This is a genomic window from Brachybacterium massiliense (assembly GCF_900184245.1).
GTDB classification, from domain to species: domain Bacteria; phylum Actinomycetota; class Actinomycetes; order Actinomycetales; family Dermabacteraceae; genus Brachybacterium; species Brachybacterium massiliense.
In genome coordinates this window covers 193,497-209,211 of sequence record NZ_FXXB01000004.1, presented here as the reverse complement: position 1 = coordinate 209,211, position 15,715 = coordinate 193,497, and the positions used below count along the sequence as shown (strand labels likewise).

The 15,715-nt window shown below is 70.1% G+C and carries 16 protein-coding genes, 1 other RNA gene and 1 pseudogene; 3 read left to right on the top strand and 15 right to left on the bottom strand.

What is annotated here, in order from left to right; translation table 11 throughout:
- Nucleotides 1-181: 181 nt before the first annotated feature.
- Nucleotides 182-727 carry a hypothetical protein gene (locus BN4251_RS02510; protein WP_087483584.1) on the top strand — a complete coding sequence of 182 codons (546 nt, stop codon included), beginning with the start codon at nucleotides 182-184 and terminating at the stop codon, nucleotides 725-727.
- A gap of 21 nt (nucleotides 728-748) precedes the next feature.
- Here BN4251_RS02510 and BN4251_RS02505 read toward each other — a convergent pair whose 3' ends face one another.
- Nucleotides 749-1,711, bottom strand: a complete 963-nt coding sequence (locus BN4251_RS02505; RefSeq protein ID WP_087483583.1) for a phosphotransferase — start codon at nucleotides 1,709-1,711, stop codon at nucleotides 749-751.
- A gap of 144 nt (nucleotides 1,712-1,855) precedes the next feature.
- Here BN4251_RS02505 and BN4251_RS02500 point away from each other — a divergent pair, with 144 nt between their 5' ends.
- On the top strand, nucleotides 1,856-3,955 hold the full coding sequence (locus BN4251_RS02500) for a glycoside hydrolase family 3 protein (protein ID WP_245810160.1): 2,100 nt from the start codon (nucleotides 1,856-1,858) through the stop codon (nucleotides 3,953-3,955).
- Between the two features lie 76 nt (nucleotides 3,956-4,031).
- Here the strand turns inward: BN4251_RS02500 and ssrA are convergent.
- Nucleotides 4,032-4,402, bottom strand: a transfer-messenger RNA (tmRNA) gene (ssrA, locus tag BN4251_RS02495).
- A 233-nt stretch (nucleotides 4,403-4,635) separates the two neighbouring features.
- On the opposite strand from ssrA, the gene BN4251_RS02490 reads away from it, so the two are divergent.
- Nucleotides 4,636-5,214, top strand: a complete 579-nt coding sequence (locus tag BN4251_RS02490; RefSeq protein WP_170931788.1) for a hypothetical protein — start codon at nucleotides 4,636-4,638, stop codon at nucleotides 5,212-5,214.
- An 81-nt stretch (nucleotides 5,215-5,295) separates the two neighbouring features.
- Here BN4251_RS02490 and smpB read toward each other — a convergent pair whose 3' ends face one another.
- The 13 genes and pseudogenes from smpB to BN4251_RS02425 form a co-directional block, all read right to left on the bottom strand.
- Entirely contained in the window at nucleotides 5,296-5,802 is a 507-nt protein-coding gene (gene smpB, locus BN4251_RS02485) for an SsrA-binding protein SmpB (RefSeq protein WP_087483582.1), read from the bottom strand.
- A 136-nt stretch (nucleotides 5,803-5,938) separates the two neighbouring features.
- Entirely contained in the window at nucleotides 5,939-7,282 is a 1,344-nt protein-coding gene (locus BN4251_RS02480) for a M23 family metallopeptidase (RefSeq protein WP_087483581.1), read from the bottom strand.
- A 2-nt stretch (nucleotides 7,283-7,284) separates the two neighbouring features.
- Nucleotides 7,285-8,202 carry a permease-like cell division protein FtsX gene (gene ftsX, locus BN4251_RS02475; protein WP_087483580.1) on the bottom strand — a complete coding sequence of 306 codons (918 nt, stop codon included), beginning with the start codon at nucleotides 8,200-8,202 and terminating at the stop codon, nucleotides 7,285-7,287.
- The gene (gene ftsE / locus BN4251_RS02470) at nucleotides 8,199-9,185 is read right to left on the bottom strand and encodes a cell division ATP-binding protein FtsE (protein ID WP_087483579.1); all 987 of its coding nucleotides are present in this window, start codon (nucleotides 9,183-9,185) and stop codon (nucleotides 8,199-8,201) included. Before ftsE ends, ftsX begins: the two co-directional genes overlap by 4 nt.
- A 184-nt stretch (nucleotides 9,186-9,369) precedes the next feature.
- Nucleotides 9,370-10,485, bottom strand: a complete 1,116-nt coding sequence (gene prfB, locus BN4251_RS02465; protein WP_087483578.1) for a peptide chain release factor 2 — start codon at nucleotides 10,483-10,485, stop codon at nucleotides 9,370-9,372.
- Nucleotides 10,486-10,558: 73 nt separating this feature from the next.
- A complete protein-coding gene (locus BN4251_RS02460; protein ID WP_087483577.1) occupies nucleotides 10,559-11,710 on the bottom strand; it encodes a glycerate kinase in 1,152 nt (383 codons plus the stop codon).
- A complete protein-coding gene (locus BN4251_RS02455; RefSeq protein WP_087483576.1) occupies nucleotides 11,707-12,168 on the bottom strand; it encodes a pilus assembly protein TadG-related protein in 462 nt (153 codons plus the stop codon). The genes BN4251_RS02460 and BN4251_RS02455 overlap by 4 nt, the downstream gene beginning before the upstream one ends.
- Nucleotides 12,168-12,635, bottom strand: coding sequence for a hypothetical protein (locus BN4251_RS02450; RefSeq protein WP_087483575.1), 468 nt, complete (start codon nucleotides 12,633-12,635; stop codon nucleotides 12,168-12,170). Before BN4251_RS02450 ends, BN4251_RS02455 begins: the two co-directional genes overlap by 1 nt.
- Nucleotides 12,632-13,093, bottom strand: a complete 462-nt coding sequence (locus tag BN4251_RS02445) for a TadE/TadG family type IV pilus assembly protein (protein WP_140398360.1) — start codon at nucleotides 13,091-13,093, stop codon at nucleotides 12,632-12,634. Before BN4251_RS02445 ends, BN4251_RS02450 begins: the two co-directional genes overlap by 4 nt.
- Before the next feature lie 25 nt (nucleotides 13,094-13,118).
- Nucleotides 13,119-13,379 carry a hypothetical protein gene (locus BN4251_RS02440; protein ID WP_087483574.1) on the bottom strand — a complete coding sequence of 87 codons (261 nt, stop codon included), beginning with the start codon at nucleotides 13,377-13,379 and terminating at the stop codon, nucleotides 13,119-13,121.
- 61 nt (nucleotides 13,380-13,440) lie between these two features.
- Nucleotides 13,441-14,385: a type II secretion system F family protein gene (locus tag BN4251_RS02435; protein WP_087483573.1), complete on the bottom strand. Its 945-nt coding sequence runs from the start codon at nucleotides 14,383-14,385 to the stop codon at nucleotides 13,441-13,443.
- Entirely contained in the window at nucleotides 14,382-15,254 is an 873-nt protein-coding gene (locus BN4251_RS02430) for a type II secretion system F family protein (protein ID WP_087483572.1), read from the bottom strand. Before BN4251_RS02430 ends, BN4251_RS02435 begins: the two co-directional genes overlap by 4 nt.
- Nucleotides 15,251-15,712, bottom strand: a pseudogene (locus tag BN4251_RS02425) (ATPase, T2SS/T4P/T4SS family); the annotation flags it as partial. The pseudogene BN4251_RS02425 and the gene BN4251_RS02430, both read right to left, overlap by 4 nt.
- Between the last annotated feature and the right edge of the window lie 3 nt (nucleotides 15,713-15,715).

Here is a 15,715-nt window from a genome sequence, read left to right as displayed (position 1 = left end):
CCACTGTACGTGGGTGCTCCCCTGCTCGTCGTGCCGATTCCTGCGCGGGGACGGCAGCGTCGCGGCCGGAGGGGGCGAGAGGTTCGATATCCGCTGTGGAGGACCGGTCAGCGCGGCGGCTGACCAGCGCAGTGTGCACGCCGGAGGGCTGCAGCGGCCGGGGAGAGGCAGGATCTGCGGCATGATCTATCGCATCGCCTTCTGGATCGGACCTGAGCTGGCCGGCACCGACTCCGCCTGCGCGGACCTGCACACCGCCCTGCACGTCGCAGGGCAGTTCATCGACGGGGTGCATGAGCCGCAGCCGGCCGTGCCTCGCATCGCGCGCTTCGTCGAGGGGGTGCTCGAGGAGTTCCCCGAGGACGGCCTCGATCCGCGCTCCCCATGGAAGTACGGCGACGTCTCCGAGAGCGCTCTGGGCACGACCTTCGTGCCGGTGCTGTACGGGCCGCTCCGCCCGGTGATCGGCTGGCTCGCCCGGCGTGCGCACGAGCATGGTCTGCGGGTGTTCGACCTCGCGGCCCACCGGCTCCTGCTGCCCCAGGACATCATCGAGGAAAACGGCTCCGTGCTGATCGGCGGCCCGCTCGGCGGGAACGGGGGCTCCCCAGAGGGCGTCGCGTGCCAGGGTCCGGAGATCGCGCGCGAACGGCTGGGGCTGCCCGATCCGGCAGTCCTGGATGACGAGCTCGCAGACCTCGCAGACCCGGATGCCAGGGCCTCCTGACCCCTGCGCGGCATGAGCGGTTCAGCGCGGTGGCGCGCTCTCTGCGAGGAGCCGCCGTGCAACGCTCCCGAGACCGTGCCCCGGAGGGTAGGTGAGCACGAGGGCGAGCGCCATGCGCGTCGCCCATGCCCAGGCCCGTGCCTGCAGCGCCGCCCAGAACTGCGGGTCCTCGATCCCGGTCCACACCGCGCTCTGGCGATAGGTCTCGAGGAGCACCGGTGACGGCAGGTGCAGCAGCAGCCCGCCCAGATCGCTCGCCGGGTCGCCGCGGGTGGTGTCGCCCCAGTCGATCAGCGCGGCCCTGCCGCCGGTCCCTGGCGGCGGCACCACCACGTTCCCTGGATGGGGGTCCCCGTGCAGCAGCAGCGCGCGGCCCTGCCAGGCAGGAGCGGCGAGGCCGTCGGCCCACAGCACCTCGGCCCTTTCCCGCATCGCAGGAGACAGCGCAGCCCGTTCAAGATCCGTGGCGAAGGCGCCGGCCCTCGTCGCAAGGGGAACGCCGCGCACCGGATTGCGCCCCACCTCGGGCGCGGGCCCGGAGTGGACGGCGGCGAGCATGTGCGCCAGGTCCACGGCCGTGGCTCGGCGGGTCGCGGGGGCCGCCTGGTCGGCGGTGGTGCCCTCGATCCAGGGCACCAGGACCGCGTCGTCGGCGGTCGCGAGGATCGTCGGCAGGCCCATCGGCAGCGCCGTGCCCAGGCCGCGCAGCCGCCGCAGCACGGTCACCTCGCGGGACAGCAGCCCGCGCGTCGATTCTCGCCGTGCGACCCGGAGCACCAGCTGGTGCCCGTCGAGCATCCCGATCGGCCACAGCACGTTGTCCCAGCCCTCTCCGCGAGGACCGCGCCCGATCGCCCAGCTGATCCGTTCGAGCTGGACTTCGTCCTCCGGGCGGAGCCGGGCGCACAGCAGCTCGATGCGGCGCAGATCCACCGGCAGGTCAGCTGGAGGCAGGGAATGTGTAGCAGGCGTCACGCCGGTCATCCTCACACCGTACGAGGGGGCCACCGAGAGGGCAATGCACCTGCTGCACCTGCTGCACCTGCTGCACCTGCGACAGCTTCGAGACCTGGAGCCGCTCGGGCAATCCGGGACAACTGCGCCACCCGGTGCGATGCGCTCACTACGGTGAGCGGACGGCGACAGGGAGGTGCGCACCGCACCGCTCTCCCGAGCACCGATCACCCCAGGAGGACAGCGATAGCCGAGCAGGTTCACCTCGACAGCAGGATCAAGCAGATCATCGAGGTCGACGGGCTGCGCTTCCGTGACCTCGACGGCGACGGGCAGCTCACCCCCTTCGAGGACTGGCGCCTGTCCCCCGCCGAGCGCGCGGCGGATCTGGTGCGCCGCATGTCCCCGGACGAGAAGATCGGCTTGATGGTGATCACCTCACGGCCGATGGGCCTCTCCCAGCGCAACAAGGAGATGACCAGCCACGACGGCGTGCTCGACGAGCAGTACCCGCCGATCAAGCTGGATCCGCACACCAGTGCCGGGATCCCCTTCGAGGGCACCACGCAGATGATCTCGGAGCTCGGCATCCGCCACTTCATCATGCGCGAGGAGCCCACCGGCTCCCGGATCGCGACCTGGATCAACACCATGAACGAGGTGGCCGAGCACTCCCGCTTCGGCATTCCCGTGATCGTCGCCGCGAACTCGAAGAACAAGGCCGGCGCCTTCAAGATGGGCGGCACCCCCGAGGATCTTCCCTTCACGCAGTGGCCGGGCACCCTGGGGCTGGCCGCGACCGGCTCGCTCGAGCTGATCGAGTCCTTCGCCGAGCACTCCCGCGCGGAGTGGAGCGCCTCCGGCCTGCGCAACGGCTACATGCACATGGCCGATGTGCTCACCGATCCGCGCTGGTTCCGAGGCCAGGGCACCCTCGGCGAGGATCCCGAGTTCGTCAGCGCCGCGATCTCGGCGCTGGTGTGCGGCTTCCATGGCGGCGAGGGCCTCGACACCGACGGCGTAGCCCTGACGATCAAGCACTTCCCCGGCGGCGGGGCGCGGGAGAACGGCACCGACCCCCACTACGCGGAGGGCCGCTTCAACATCTACCCCACCCCCGGCTCGCTCGAGGACTATCACCTGCCGCCCTTCCAGGCCGCGGTGGACGCCGGCACCTCCTCGGTGATGCCGTACTACGCGATCCCCTCGGAGGAGAAGTCCTCCACTCCGCAGGGACGGGTGAGCGAGTTCGAGCAGGTCGGCTTCGCGTTCAACCGCGAGATCCTCTCCCTGCTGCGCGAGATGGGGCATCGCGGCTACATCAATTCCGACTCCGGGGTGCTCTCGAAGATGGCCTGGGGCGTCGAGGAGCTCACCACCGCCGAACGCGTGGGCCGTGCAGTCATGGCGGGGACCGACATGTTCGCCGACACCAACGATGTCGCCTCGGTGCGCGAGGCGTACGTGAAGGGTCACTTCACCTCCGAGCGGCTCGACGAGTCCGCCGCGCTGCTGCTCGAGGGGCTGTTCGCGCTCGGCCTGTTCGAGAACCCCTACGTCGATCCCGAGCAGGCCGACGCAGTGGTCCAGAACCCGCAGGCGCAGGCGGCGGCCGAGGACGCGCACCGCCGGTCCGTGGTGCTCGCCAAGAACCACGACGGGGTGCTGCCGCTGAGCGAAGAGGCCCTGGCGGGCAAGCGGGTCTACGTCGAGCTGTTCGCGACCGAGCTGACGGTCAGGCGCCTGGATGCGCTGCGCCGGCAGCTCGCCACGGCGCATCCGGGCATCGACTTCACCACCGATCACCGCGAGGCGGATGTCGCGATCGTGCTGCTGCGCCCGTTCATCGGCTCGTACTTCGAGTACGTGGGCATCGGCGACCTGAGCATCGGCGAGCACTCCCACATCGACATCGAGAAGGTGCGGGAGATCCGCGAGGGCGTGGACACTCTGGTGATCGGGCTGAACACGCTGTTCCCGTGGCTGCTCGACGAGATCGAGCCGCTCGCGGACACGCTGCTGGTCGGGTTCGCGACGGACGACCCGGTGATGGTGGACGCCATGCTCGCCGGCTTCGCGCCGACGGGGAGGCTGCCGCTGACGTTCCCGATCGACGCCGCGGCGATCGCGGTGGACGAGGATGGCCGCTGCGCCTCCCCCAATGACGTGCCCGGCTTCGCGAAGGAGCAGCACATGGACGGGCGGCCCTACGTGTACGTCGACGCCGATGGCAACCGTTACCGGCTCGGCCACGGCCTGACCTACGGCTCCTGACCCCGCCGCGAAAACGGAAGAAGCCCCCTCCCCCGCGCATCAGCGCAGGTGAGGGGGCTTCTCATGGTGAGTGCAATGGTGGAGCCGGCGGGAATCGAACCCGCGTCCGATAGTGCGGAGCGAGGGCTTCTCCGGGCGCAGTCCGTATTGACGTCTTCTCAGTCCCGACGCTCGCACGGACACGTCGTCGACGGACTCAGTCACTCTGAGGTGTTCATCCTTCCCCGATGACGAGGGTCGGCAGCAGTGGCTCCTTAGATGATGGAACGATCCGGGTCAGGAGCACTCCCGGGGTTCCAGACTGCTAACGCTGATCAGGCAGCGAGAGCGAAGTCAGTGCGCTTGGGTTCGGCACTTATTGGTTTCCAGAGAACGTTTACGAGATGACTCTGGCTTCTCGGCCCGCTTCCCCTCGCTGGACAACTACCGTCGAAACCGATCGGCCCCTGGCGTGGGTCTGCAACACATATGGCGACGGCCCTGAGGACCGTCCTTGCACTCACTCTTCAGTTGTCAAACAGCCACGGATGCCGAGTCTCCACGTGCTCTCCACGTGGCCGCCTCGCGCATCGTCCCCCTAGTCTACCGCGCCACGGGGACGATCTGAAGCGAATATCCCTCAGCTCACGGCGAAGCGCCCGGTGATGGCTACTCCGCACCGCAGCGGCGATGATGGGGAGGTGAACAGCTTCGAAGCAGGTGAGGTGCAGGTCCGGATCGATGACGACAGCCTGCGCGAAGTGGTCAAGGACCCCCAGGCGCTGGCGGTCTGGTGCGCGGAGCATCCCGAGGATCCTCGCACCGTCGCCTATCTGCGCATGCTCGGCCGTCTCGACGAGGCCGCGATCGCCGGCCGTGCGGCACTCGCGCCGAGCGACCTCTCGCCGGTGATGCGCGCGGTGCGCCGGGTGCGCTACGCCCAGGTGCTGCAGTGGCAGGGTGCGCATCTGGCCGCCGAGGAGCAGCTGGACCTGGCGGCAGAGGAGACAGGGCTGGAGGATCCCACCTCCCCGTCGTCCCTGTCCGTGCTGGCCTCGGTGTTCCAGCATCGTGCGAAGTGCCGCTTCGAGCATGCTCTGGCCGAGGAGCGGGCGGAGCGTCCGGCGGCGGCCGCACGGCTCTGGGAGGCGGCGCTCGATGATGCGCGCAGGGCCTTGTTCATGCGCGAGCGCCTGGGTGTGGCCGATGAGACCCTGATCGCCTCGAGCCGTCAGACCGTCGCCCGGCTCGAACGTCGCAGCCTCCGCAGCACGAACTGAGACCCGCAGGAGGAAAGGCCCGGCGCGCGCTGCCGCATGGCACGCTGCGCCTCGCGGGAGGGTCGGGCCGGGCGGGGGCGGTCAGGCGAGTTCGCGCTGCCGCATGGCGCGCTGCGCCTCGCGGAGATCCTGCTTCTCGCGCAGGGTCTGGCGCTTGTCCCATTCCTTCTTGCCGCGGCCCAGGCCGATGACCACCTTGGCGTGCGAACCCAGGAAGTACATCTCCATCGGGACGATGGTGAAGCCCTTCTCCCGGGACTTGCTGGCGAGCTTCTCGATCTCCGCCTTGTGCAGCAGCAGCTTGCGCTTGCGCCGGGCTGCGTGATTGGTCCAGGTGCCCTTGACGTAGGGGGCGATGTGGGCGTTGTCCATCCACACCTCGCCGCCCTCGATGTAGCAGTACCCGTCGATCAGGGAGGCGCCGCGATCCCGCAGCGACTTGACCTCGGTGCCGGTCAGGACGATGCCCGCTTCCCAGGTCTGGTCGATGTAGTAGTCGTGCCGGGCGCGCTTGTTCGAGGCGATGAGCTTCTTCGGGGGCCCGTCGTCCGCTGCGGCCTTCTTCGCCGCGTTCTTCTTCGCCGACATCGCGTCCCTCCTGTCATTCGCCGCGGTCCGTGCGTGCTCGGCCGCACCGAGCGACCGGACACCACAGCTTACGCGGTGGTCATCACCGGTCGCGAACGGTTTTCGCGCTCGGTGATCAACCTGTCCCCGGCAGGGTTCAGATGTACTTGCCCGGGTTGACGGCGTTGCCGTCCTCGTGGATCTCGAAATGCAGATGGCATCCGGTCGAGGAGCCGGTGGTGCCCACGTAGCCGACGGTGGTGCCTGCGGAGACCTGCGCACCCACGGGCTTCGCGAAGCCCTGCAGGTGGTGGTACGAGCTGGTGACCAGCCGGCCGTTGTGGATGCCGTGGCTGAGGATGATCTTGTTGCCCGCACCGCTGTTGTAGGTCCGTGCGATCACGCGACCGGAGTGGGTGGCGCCCACCGGCACACCGCAGGCGACCGGGAAGTCCACGCCGGCATGGAGGCGCCGGGTCCCGTAGATCGGGTGTACTCGCCAGCCGAAGTTGGAGTTCAGCCGGGCGTTGACCGGGTAGACCCAGCCGCCGCTGTTCGAGGAACCGCTCGAGGAGGATCCCCCGCCTCCGCCACCGCCGCTGCGGCTGGCGCTGTTGCTCTGCTCCCGCTCACGGCGCTCACGCTCCTTGCGCTCGCGCTCACGCTCCTGACGGGCGAGCTCCTCGATCTCGCTGTCCAGGGTGCTGCTGCGCGTCTCGAGGGTGCTCTGATCGCCCTCGTACTGCTTCTTCTTCTCCTCGAGATCGTCACGCTGGATCTGCTGCTTCTCGTAGAGGTCATCGAGCTCCTGCTTCGCCCGGGAGGCCTCCTCCTCGGCCTTCTCGGTGCGCTCGACGGCTTCCTCCGCGTCCTTCTTCAGCTCGTTGATCTCCTCACGGACTGCCGTGAGGCGCTCTGCGGAGTTCTCGGTCACCACCTGGTCGGTGCGCAGGGTGTCCAGGCGCGTGCCCTGGGAGGCGAGAGTGAGGCGGTAGTTCATCGAGCGGTCCACCGCGTCCTGGGGGGACTGGTTGCCGAGGTAGATGGTGGAGGGGCTGGGCATGCCGCCGCCCTTGTAGGCGTTCAGCGCGGTGGTCGCGAGCTCGCCGCCGCTGCGGTCGACCTCCTCCTGGCCCTCCTCGACGGCGCCGGAGAGCCGCTCCTCCTCCTCCTCGGCAGCGGTGAGGCGCTCACCGATCCGGCGATCCTCCTCGCGGGCCTCCTCGAGCTCGGCCTGTGCCGTCTCGAGGTCCTCCTGCGCCTGGGGGATCATCAGCTCGGTCTCGGCCAGGGCGAGATAGGTGTCGGCCAGCTCGGTGTTGACGTCGCCGAGCTCGATCCGCAGGTCCTCGAGCTGCCGCTCGACCTCCTCTCGCTCGGCGATCTTGTCCTCCTTGCTGCCCTCGGCCATCGCCGGGGAGTACGGCGAGATGACCATCGGCAGCGCCACCAGCACGGCGGCGATCATGCTGAGCGGACGGTGCAGGCTGCTCCGGGACATCGTCACACCTTCAGGTAGCGGTTGAGGGAGACCACCGAGGAGGCGATCGAGAGGACGGCTCCCAGGGCGATCAGGAGCGGGGCGGCCCAGGCCAGATCGGCGACGCCGACGGTGATCAGCTGCTCGCCCAGGGTGGGGGCGAGCCAGCCCTGGACGATGTAGTGCAGTCCCACCCACAGCATCCCGGAGGCGATGACGCCGCCGATGATCGCGGCGACGGCCCCTTCCAGCAGGAACGGCAGGCGGATGAACAGGTTCGAGGCACCGACCAGGCGCATGATCGCGATCTCCCGGCGCCTGCCCGCGACGGACATGCGGATCGTGGTGGCCACCAGCAGCAGCGCAGCGATCAGCATCAGCACCGCCAGGCCGAGCGCGAACAGGGTGGACTGGTTCAGCACGTCGATGAAGGGGGCGAAGGCGTTGAGCAGGTCGGTGACCTCGTCCACCCCGTCACGGCCCTGGAAGAACTCCACCACGGCGGCGGAGTCGTCCGCGTTCTCGAGGGTGATGTGGAAGGAGACGGGCATGTCCTCCGCGGTGAAGTTGGAGACGAAGCTCTCCCCCGCGAACTGCTCCTGGTAGACCCCCAGCGCCTCCTCCTGGGAGCGCTCGGAGTAGGAGGCGACGTACGGGGAGAGCACGTCTCCCTCGAGCGCCTCGCGGACCGAGGCGATCTGGGCGTCGGTCGCGGCGCCTCCCGCGCAGGAGGCGGCGGTCGAGTGCGGAGAGCACAGGAAGATCGTCACCTGGGCCTGTTCGACCAGGGTCGACTTCATGTCCATGATCTGCTTCTGCATCAGCGCACCGGTGCCCACGAAGGTCAGCGAGACGGCGGTGACGATGATGACGGAGATGACCATCGAGATGTTGCGCCACAGGCCGGTGAGGATCTCTCCGAGGATGTACCGCGCTCTCATCGCAGCTCCTCCTCGTCGTCCGCGGCGAAGGGGTCCTCGTCCCGGACCCGCTGCGCCTCCCGCTCGTCGATCAGGTCCTCCTCGAGGATGTCGCGGGCGGCCGGGCGGTCCTCGCCGTCGTCCTCTCGCACGTCCTCGCGCGTCTGATCCGTCTGCGGCTCCGTGCTGCGGGCGCTGGTCTCCGGCTCCTGCTCGGGCGCGCCCTCCCAGTCCGGCACCAGGGACTCGTCATCCAGGGGATGCTCCTCGCGGTGCGAGGAGTCGTCGGGCAGGTTGCCGGAGATCACGCTCACCGGGGCCGGCGTCTCGTATCCGCCGCGCTCCTCGTCGCGCACCACCTGGCCGCCCACCATCTCGACCACGCGACGCTGCAGGCGGTCCACGGCGCTGCGGTCGTGGGTGGCCATGACCACGGTGGTGCCCCGCTCGTTGATCTCGGTGAGCAGATCGAGGATCCCCGAGGCGGTGGAGGGGTCGAGGTTGCCGGTGGGCTCGTCGGCCAGCAGGATCGAGGGCCGGTTGACGTAGGCGCGGGCGATCGCGACGCGCTGCTGCTCACCGCCGGAGAGCTCGTGCGGCAGTCGCTTGCCCTTGTCCTCCAGGCCCACCATCTCGAGCATCTCGGGCACCAGGCGGCGCACCACCTTGCGGGGCGTGCCGATCACCGCGAGCGCGAACTCGATGTTCTGGTACGCGGTCTTGGACGGCAGCAGTCGGAAGTCCTGGAACACCATGCCGATGTCGCGCCGCAGCGTGGGCACCTTCCACGAGGGCAGCCGGGAGAGGTCCTTGCCCGCCACGTACACGGTGCCGCGGGTCGGGTTGACCTCCTTGAGCACCATGCGCATGAGGGTCGACTTGCCGGATCCGGAAGCGCCCACGAGGAACACGAATTCCCCGCGCGAGAACTCGATGTCGAGATTCTCCACCGCGGGGTGCTGGCCACGCATGTACGTCTTGGTGACGTCGTCGAACCGGATCACAGGCGCCTGTCACATCTTGGGGAAGGAGTGCTCCTCCAGAGTAGGGGCGCAGGATGCGGATTCCGGGAAGGTGAGAGCGCGGCCCAGGTCAAAACTTCGCCAAGTGTGCGTGCCTCTGGTCACCCGCCGCTGCGGCCGACGCGTGCTCCCGGGACGCACCGGGCCTGGGCCTCCGCTCCAGAGATCAGCTGTCGGACTTGCCCTGCTCGGCGCGCCAGCGGATCCCGGCGTCGATGAACTCGTCGATCTCGCCGTCGAACACCGAGGAGGGGTTGCCCTCCTGGTACTCGGTGCGCAGGTCCTTGACCATCTGATACGGGTTCAGCACGTAGGAGCGCATCTGGTCGCCCCAGCTGGCCTTGACGTCACCGGCGAGCTCCTTGCGCTCGGCGGCCTCCTCGGCCTTCTTCAGCAGCAGCAGGCGCGACTGCATCACGCGCAGCGCGGCGGCGCGGTTCTGGATCTGCGACTTCTCGTCCTGCATCGACACCACGGTGCCGGTGGGGATGTGGGTCATGCGCACGGCGGAGTCGGTGGTGTTGACCGACTGGCCGCCGGGGCCCGAGGAGCGGAACACGTCGACCTTGAGGTCGTTCTCGGGGATCTCGATGGAGTCGGTGGACTCGATCAGCGGGATCACCTCGACCGCCGCGAAGGAGGTCTGGCGGCGGCCCTGGTTGTCGAAGGGGCTGATGCGCACCAGGCGGTGCGTGCCGCCCTCGACGGAGAGGGTGCCGTAGGCGAACGGCGTGGAGACCTCGAAGGTGACCGACTTCAGCCCGGCCTCCTCCGCGTAGGAGGTGTCCAGGACCTTGGTGGCGTAGCCGTGGCGCTCGGCCCAGCGCAGGTACATGCGCATGAGCATCTCCGCGAAGTCCGCGGCGTCGACACCGCCGGCGCCGGCGCGGATCGTGATCACGGCGTCGCGCTCGTCATACTCGCCCGACAGCAGGGTGCGCACCTCGAGCTCGTCGAGGGTCTTGTGGATGCTGGCGAGCTCCTGCTCGGCCTCGTCCAGGGTGTCGGGGTCGTCCTCCTCGGCGGCGAGCTCGACCATCACCTCGAGGTCCTCGATGCGGGAGGCGAGCTCGCTGATGCGGCGTCGCTCGGACTGCGCATGGGACAGCGCGGAGGAGACCTTCTGGGCGTTGTCGACGTCATCCCACAGGTCCTGGGCCGAGGCCTGCTTCTCGAGGTCGGCGATCTTGGCGTCGAGCGCCTCGATGTCCGTCACCTGCTCGATGGAGGACAGGGTCGAGCGGAGCTGGGGGATCTCTGCAGAGAAGTCGATGGAAGCCACGATGCGGGAGTCTACGGCAGAGGGCTGGGCACGCGCCTCGCCTAACCGTGAGGGCGTCGTGCCCGGGGCGCGCTCAGGCCGGGGCCGCGGGATGCTCCGAGGCCGCCTCGAGCAGCCAGGTGCCGAGGTCGTGGCCCACTTCGCTCAGCAGCTGCTCGCCGTGCTCGAGGGCGCGGCGGCTCGATCCTACGCGGGAGGTGAGATCCCACGCCTCACCGATCCCGGCCTCGCGCAGCTGCGCGGGATCGAGCGTGATCGCGCCCGCCACAGCGGCCACCGGCAGGCCGCGCTCGCGCGCGCGGCGTGCCACTTCGGCGGGCCCCTTGCCCTGCAGGGTCTGGGCGTCGAGCTTCCCCTCCCCCGTCACCACCACGTCGGCGCGGTCGAGCAGCGCGTCGACGCCGATCAGCTCGAAGACGGCGTCCGCGCCGGAGCGCTGCTGCGCGCCGAGCAGGAACAGGGCGAAGCCGGTGCCGCCGGCCGCACCGGCCCCGGGCCGGTCACGATGGGCGTAGGTGGGGTCCAGGAGCGCGGCGGCGGCCTCGAGCACGGAGTCGGCCGGTGCGATCTCGTGGGCGGTCAGCCCCTTCTGCGGGCCGTACACGGCGGCGGCGCCGTCCTCGCCCAGCAAGGGGTTCGTGACGTCGTTGGCGGCGATCAGGGTCACGCCCTCGAGGGCATCGAGCGCGGGGGCCAGATCGGCGGTGGCGAGGGAGCGCAGCCCGTCGAGGCCCTGCGCGATGTCCGTCCCGTCGGCATCCAGCAGTCGCGCGCCGAGCCCCTGCAGCAGGCCGGCGCCGCCGTCGGTCGAGGAGCTGCCCCCGAGGCCGACCAGGACGGTGCGCGCACCGCTCGCGGCCGCGGCATGGATCAGCTCGCCGAGGCCACGGGTGGAGGCCGTGTGCGCCGCGAGCTCACCGCCGGGAAGGGCCTGCAGGCCGACGGTCTCGGCCAGCTCGAGCACGGCGGTGCCGTCCTTCAGCGCCCAGCGCGCCCGGTGGGGAGCGCCTGTAGGACCGGTGACGGTGGCGGTGTGCGCGGTGAATCCCGCGGCGAGCGCGGCATCGAGCGTGCCGTCTCCCCCGTCGGCGATGGGGCAGGACAGCAGCCGCAACTGGGGCGCGGTCTGCGCGATCCCCCGCTGCAGGGCGTCCACCACCTGGGCGGCGCTGAGCGTGCCTTTGAACTTGTCCGGCGCGAGCAGCACGGTGCGGGTGGTGGTCATCGGGCGCGAGCCTCTCCTTCGACGGTCAGCGGGACGGCGGTGCCGGTCCCTCGCAGGAACCATCCTGCCAGCGGCGGGTAGGTGCGGGCGGTGATGACCACGCGCACGGTTCCGTCCGCGCCCACGGAGACGTCGGCGAGCTGTATCTGGCCGGTGCTGGTGGTCTCCATCGGGTAGCTGCGCAGATGCTCCTCTGCCGCGGCGCGGGCGGAGCCCTCGTGGATGACCGGCCCGTCGCCCCCGGTGTACAGGCGTGCGGGATCCACGGCCTGGGAGGCGGCCAGGGCGGCGCTGTCGGCAGCGTGCTGCAGCCCGTTGCGCTCCAGATGCACGCCGGTGATGGCGGTGCCGACGCCGATCACCATCAGGATCACCACCAGCACGCCGGTGGTCAGGATGGTCATCGAGCCCCGCGCATCGGCGAGGCGTTCACGCAGGTGGCGCAGGGTGCCGGGCATCAGCCACCTGCCCGGTACAGGTCCACGGGAACGGCGTGGGAGGCGCCGACGACGACCGGCCCGGTCTCGCCGAGGACGGGGCCGAGGCCGGGTACGGGCACGCCGATGCGCACCTGGGCCGAGACCGTGCCGCCAGGCGTGGCGCAGGGATCCTCGCTGCAGCTGAGGGTGACCACGTCCCTGGGTGGGAGCCCATGGTCCTCGAGCACCATCTCGGTGTGACGGGTGGACCGTTCGGCGGCCCGCTGCGGGTCCGTCTCGGTCGCGTGGATCCGGGCGACGTCCCGGGAGATGGTGTCGGCGGCGAACACTGCGGCCTGGACGTTGCCGAGCGTGAGCACCAGATAGAGGGAAGGGATCAGCAGCGCTGCGGCGAGCACCACGAACTCGAGGATCGCGTTGCCCTCGTCCTCTTTCAGCGCGTGGCGGAGCGGGAGCTCGCTCTGCCGACCGGATCGCACGCTCACAGCGTCTCCTCGTCGAGGGCGCGCCCCTGCGCGGAGAGCGATCCGCTGGGGCCGAAGAGCCCCACCAGCGGCAGGGTCGCGGTGACGTGCACGGTGATCACGCCGTCCGCCCCTTCGGTCGCCGTCGCCTGCGCCTCCATCCGCTCGCCGAAGCGTTCCTCGATGAGCCGCTCGGCACGGGCGGCGCCGTCCTGCGGGGTGGATCCGATCAGCGCCCCGTGGCGCGCACCCTGGACCGCGGCATCGACCAGCGTGTTGCGGGTGTGGACGATCACTGCGGACTGCACGATCAGCAAGCCGATCATGACGATCAGCACCGCCACCATCGGGAACTCGGCGACCGCGGCACCTGAGTCCTCACGCAGCCTGCGCACCAGCGCACCGCTGCGGCGCGGGGCGCACACGCGGGCCGTCGCCGCGGAGGGCTGCTCCGCGGGAGGTCGGGCGATGCGCGTCATGGTCATCCTCGAGATGCGGGCTCGCTCAGAGGCTGCCGCCGAGGAACGGCGCCATCGCGTTCTCGAAGATCTGGACGATCTGCTCGGAGGCGACGGCCCACAGCGCGACGACGATCCCGGCGGTCATCAGCGTGATCAGCACCCAGCCGGGCACATCCCCGCGATCGGACTCCAGGCGGGTGAACAGCCTTCGCATCAGCGAGCTGCTCGGTGCCTCGACGGGTGCGTCGGGACGCTGCCGAACGACGCGGTCGCGGCGGTGCAGGGTGGTGCGGTGAACAGACATATCGGCCTCCTCGGCAGATGGCGCGGGGGACGCGGGTCGGGGACAGGGACGATCTCTGGGGTCACAGGCTGATCTCCAGGACGGCGAGCCCGGGGAAGATCGCGAACAGGATGACCAGCGGCAGAACGAAGAAGACCACGGGCACAAGCATCATGATCTCCCTCTGACCAGCGGCTTCCATGAGCTCGCGCTTCGCTGCTTCACGCGCGTCCTGGGCCTGGGCGCGCAGCACGTCTGCCAGAGGGGTGCCGCGTTCGATGGCGATCGCGACGCCCTCTCCGAAGCGGCCGAGAGACTCCAGCGGTGTGCGGGAGCCGAGCGAGGCCAGCGCCTGGGAGACGCTGGTCCCGGCGCGGATGTCGGCCACCGTCGCCGCGAACTCGTCCGGGAGGGCGCCCGAGGACGTGCGCGCGACGCGTTCCATCGCTGCGATCGGGCTCTCCCCCGCGGCGACCGCGAGGGCCAGCAGATCGGCGACGGTCGGGAACTCCCGTGCCATGCGGGCGGCGCGGCGCTTGATCTCCACGCCGAGCAGGTAATCGCGCAGCAGAACCCCGCACACCGCCCCGAGGATCACCAGGACCAGGCCGAGCAGCACGCTGCTGTCGCGCAGACCGACAGCCGCGATCGCGGCGAGCACGCCGAGCACGAGCCCGGCGGCGCCGAACACCACCTGCTCGACGCGGAAGGAGTCGATCGAGGTGCGCCGGCCCGCGAGCCGCAGCCGGCGCTCGAGCTGCTCGGGGCCACCGGTCAGCCTCTCGAGCACGCTCATCCCCCGCTGCGCGACGGGGCCCATCAGGTTCTCCAGCACGGTCCGCGCGCGGCCGGCGGAACTGGGCGCGGCGAACAGCGAGGAGGACGGTGAGCGTCGCAGGTACGGATCCACCCGTGCCGCGAGGTCGCGCGACCGCAGCCACGGCAGCTGCCAGACGAGGAGGGTCAGCCCTGTTCCCAGCAGCAGCCCGAGCAGGACTCCCGCGATCGTGGTGCTGGTGAGGGTCATCGCAGGACCCTCTCGTCCTGCGGCAGCCGCGCGATCTGAAGCATCACCCGGTACGCGATGAAGGAGACTCCGGCGCCCCCCACGATCAGCACCAGTCCCATCATGGAGTCGTAGGCCTGCGCCGCCTGCGGACGGGTGGCCATCAGGCCGAGCACCACCCAGGGTGCGACCAGGGCCAGGCGTGCGGCGTTGACCGTCCAGGACTGCCTCGCCTCGAGCTCGGCACGGGTGCGCGCATCCTCCCTCAGGAAGGCGGACAGGGTGCGCAGCAGGCTCCCGAGGTCCGTACCGCCCACGTCCCGGGTGATCCGCAGCGCCTCGACGATCCGGTCGCCGACCGGGTCGGCCAGACGCACCTTGAGACGATCCAGGCTGTTCGCGAAGTCCCCGCTGGTCTGGTAGTCGAGCGCGAACTCGGTGAATGCGGGCCGGAGCTCCTCGGGCCCCTTGCGGCTGAGCTGGACCAGCGCCTCGGGCAGGGACAACCCGGCACGGATCGCCGAGTTCACGTGATCCACCGCCTCGGGCCATACCTCGCGCATCGCGGTGGTGCGGCGCCGCGCCGCCGAGCGCAGCACGAGCACCGGCAGCACGGAGGCGCCGATCCCGATCGCGAGAGAGGGAACGACCGCACCGGAGACCGCCCACAGCACGGCGGCGACCACGAGGCCCAGCCCCGCGCTCAGCGCCGGCACCGCGGCGGGCGGCACCGTGTCGAGACCGACCTTGATCAGATCGTCCCGCAGCCGTGCCATCACCCGCTCGAGAACTCCCTGCTTGGAATCGGTCTGCTCCTGCTCCCACATCGACCACCAGATCGAGAGCAGGCCGAGCCCGGCGACCAGGCCCAGGAAGGCGCCGTCGCTCATGCCGCGACCCGCTGACCCAGCAGTGCGGACAGATCGAAGTCCGCCCGGGCGAAGCGCTCCGCATGGGGCGGCTGCCCCTCGCCGCGCACCAGCCGATCCCCGCGCAGGGAGAAGATGTCCGAGACCTCGATCGTCTCGTCCTCGACCCTGCCGCTGAGACCCACGATCTCCCGGACCCGGCGGCGCCCGTCGGCGAGCATGTCCAGATGCACCACCAGATCGATGGCGCTGGCCACGGTGGGCACCACGAATCTGCTCGAGACGTTCTCCCCGGCCAGCAGCGGCAGGGTGCAGAGCTTGGTGACGGCATCGCGCGCCGAGTTCGCATGGATCGACGCGAGCCCCGGAAGTCCGCTGTTGAGGGCGATCAGCATGTCGAGGCTCTCCGCCTCGCGGACCTCGCCGACGATGATTCGACTGGGCCTCATCCGCAGCGCCTCCTTCGCGAAGCCGCGCAAACG

What these genes read in the sequence shown, in the direction of transcription:
- BN4251_RS02510 (WP_087483584.1), top strand. Translation starts at nt 182, where the DNA reads ATGATCTATCGCATCGCCTTCTGGATCGGACCTGAGCTGGCCGGCACC.
- BN4251_RS02505 (WP_087483583.1), bottom strand. Translation starts at nt 1,711, where the DNA reads ATGACCGGCGTGACGCCTGCTACACATTCCCTGCCTCCAGCTGACCTG.
- smpB (WP_087483582.1), bottom strand. Translation starts at nt 5,802, where the DNA reads ATGTCGGCGAAGAAGAACGCGGCGAAGAAGGCCGCAGCGGACGACGGG.
- BN4251_RS02480 (WP_087483581.1), bottom strand. Translation starts at nt 7,282, where the DNA reads ATGTCCCGGAGCAGCCTGCACCGTCCGCTCAGCATGATCGCCGCCGTG.
- ftsX (WP_087483580.1), bottom strand. Translation starts at nt 8,202, where the DNA reads ATGAGAGCGCGGTACATCCTCGGAGAGATCCTCACCGGCCTGTGGCGC.
- BN4251_RS02460 (WP_087483577.1), bottom strand. Translation starts at nt 11,710, where the DNA reads ATGACCACCACCCGCACCGTGCTGCTCGCGCCGGACAAGTTCAAAGGC.
- BN4251_RS02455 (WP_087483576.1), bottom strand. Translation starts at nt 12,168, where the DNA reads ATGCCCGGCACCCTGCGCCACCTGCGTGAACGCCTCGCCGATGCGCGG.
- BN4251_RS02445 (WP_140398360.1), bottom strand. Translation starts at nt 13,093, where the DNA reads ATGACGCGCATCGCCCGACCTCCCGCGGAGCAGCCCTCCGCGGCGACG.
- BN4251_RS02440 (WP_087483574.1), bottom strand. Translation starts at nt 13,379, where the DNA reads ATGTCTGTTCACCGCACCACCCTGCACCGCCGCGACCGCGTCGTTCGG.
- BN4251_RS02435 (WP_087483573.1), bottom strand. Translation starts at nt 14,385, where the DNA reads ATGACCCTCACCAGCACCACGATCGCGGGAGTCCTGCTCGGGCTGCTG.
- BN4251_RS02430 (WP_087483572.1), bottom strand. Translation starts at nt 15,254, where the DNA reads ATGAGCGACGGCGCCTTCCTGGGCCTGGTCGCCGGGCTCGGCCTGCTC.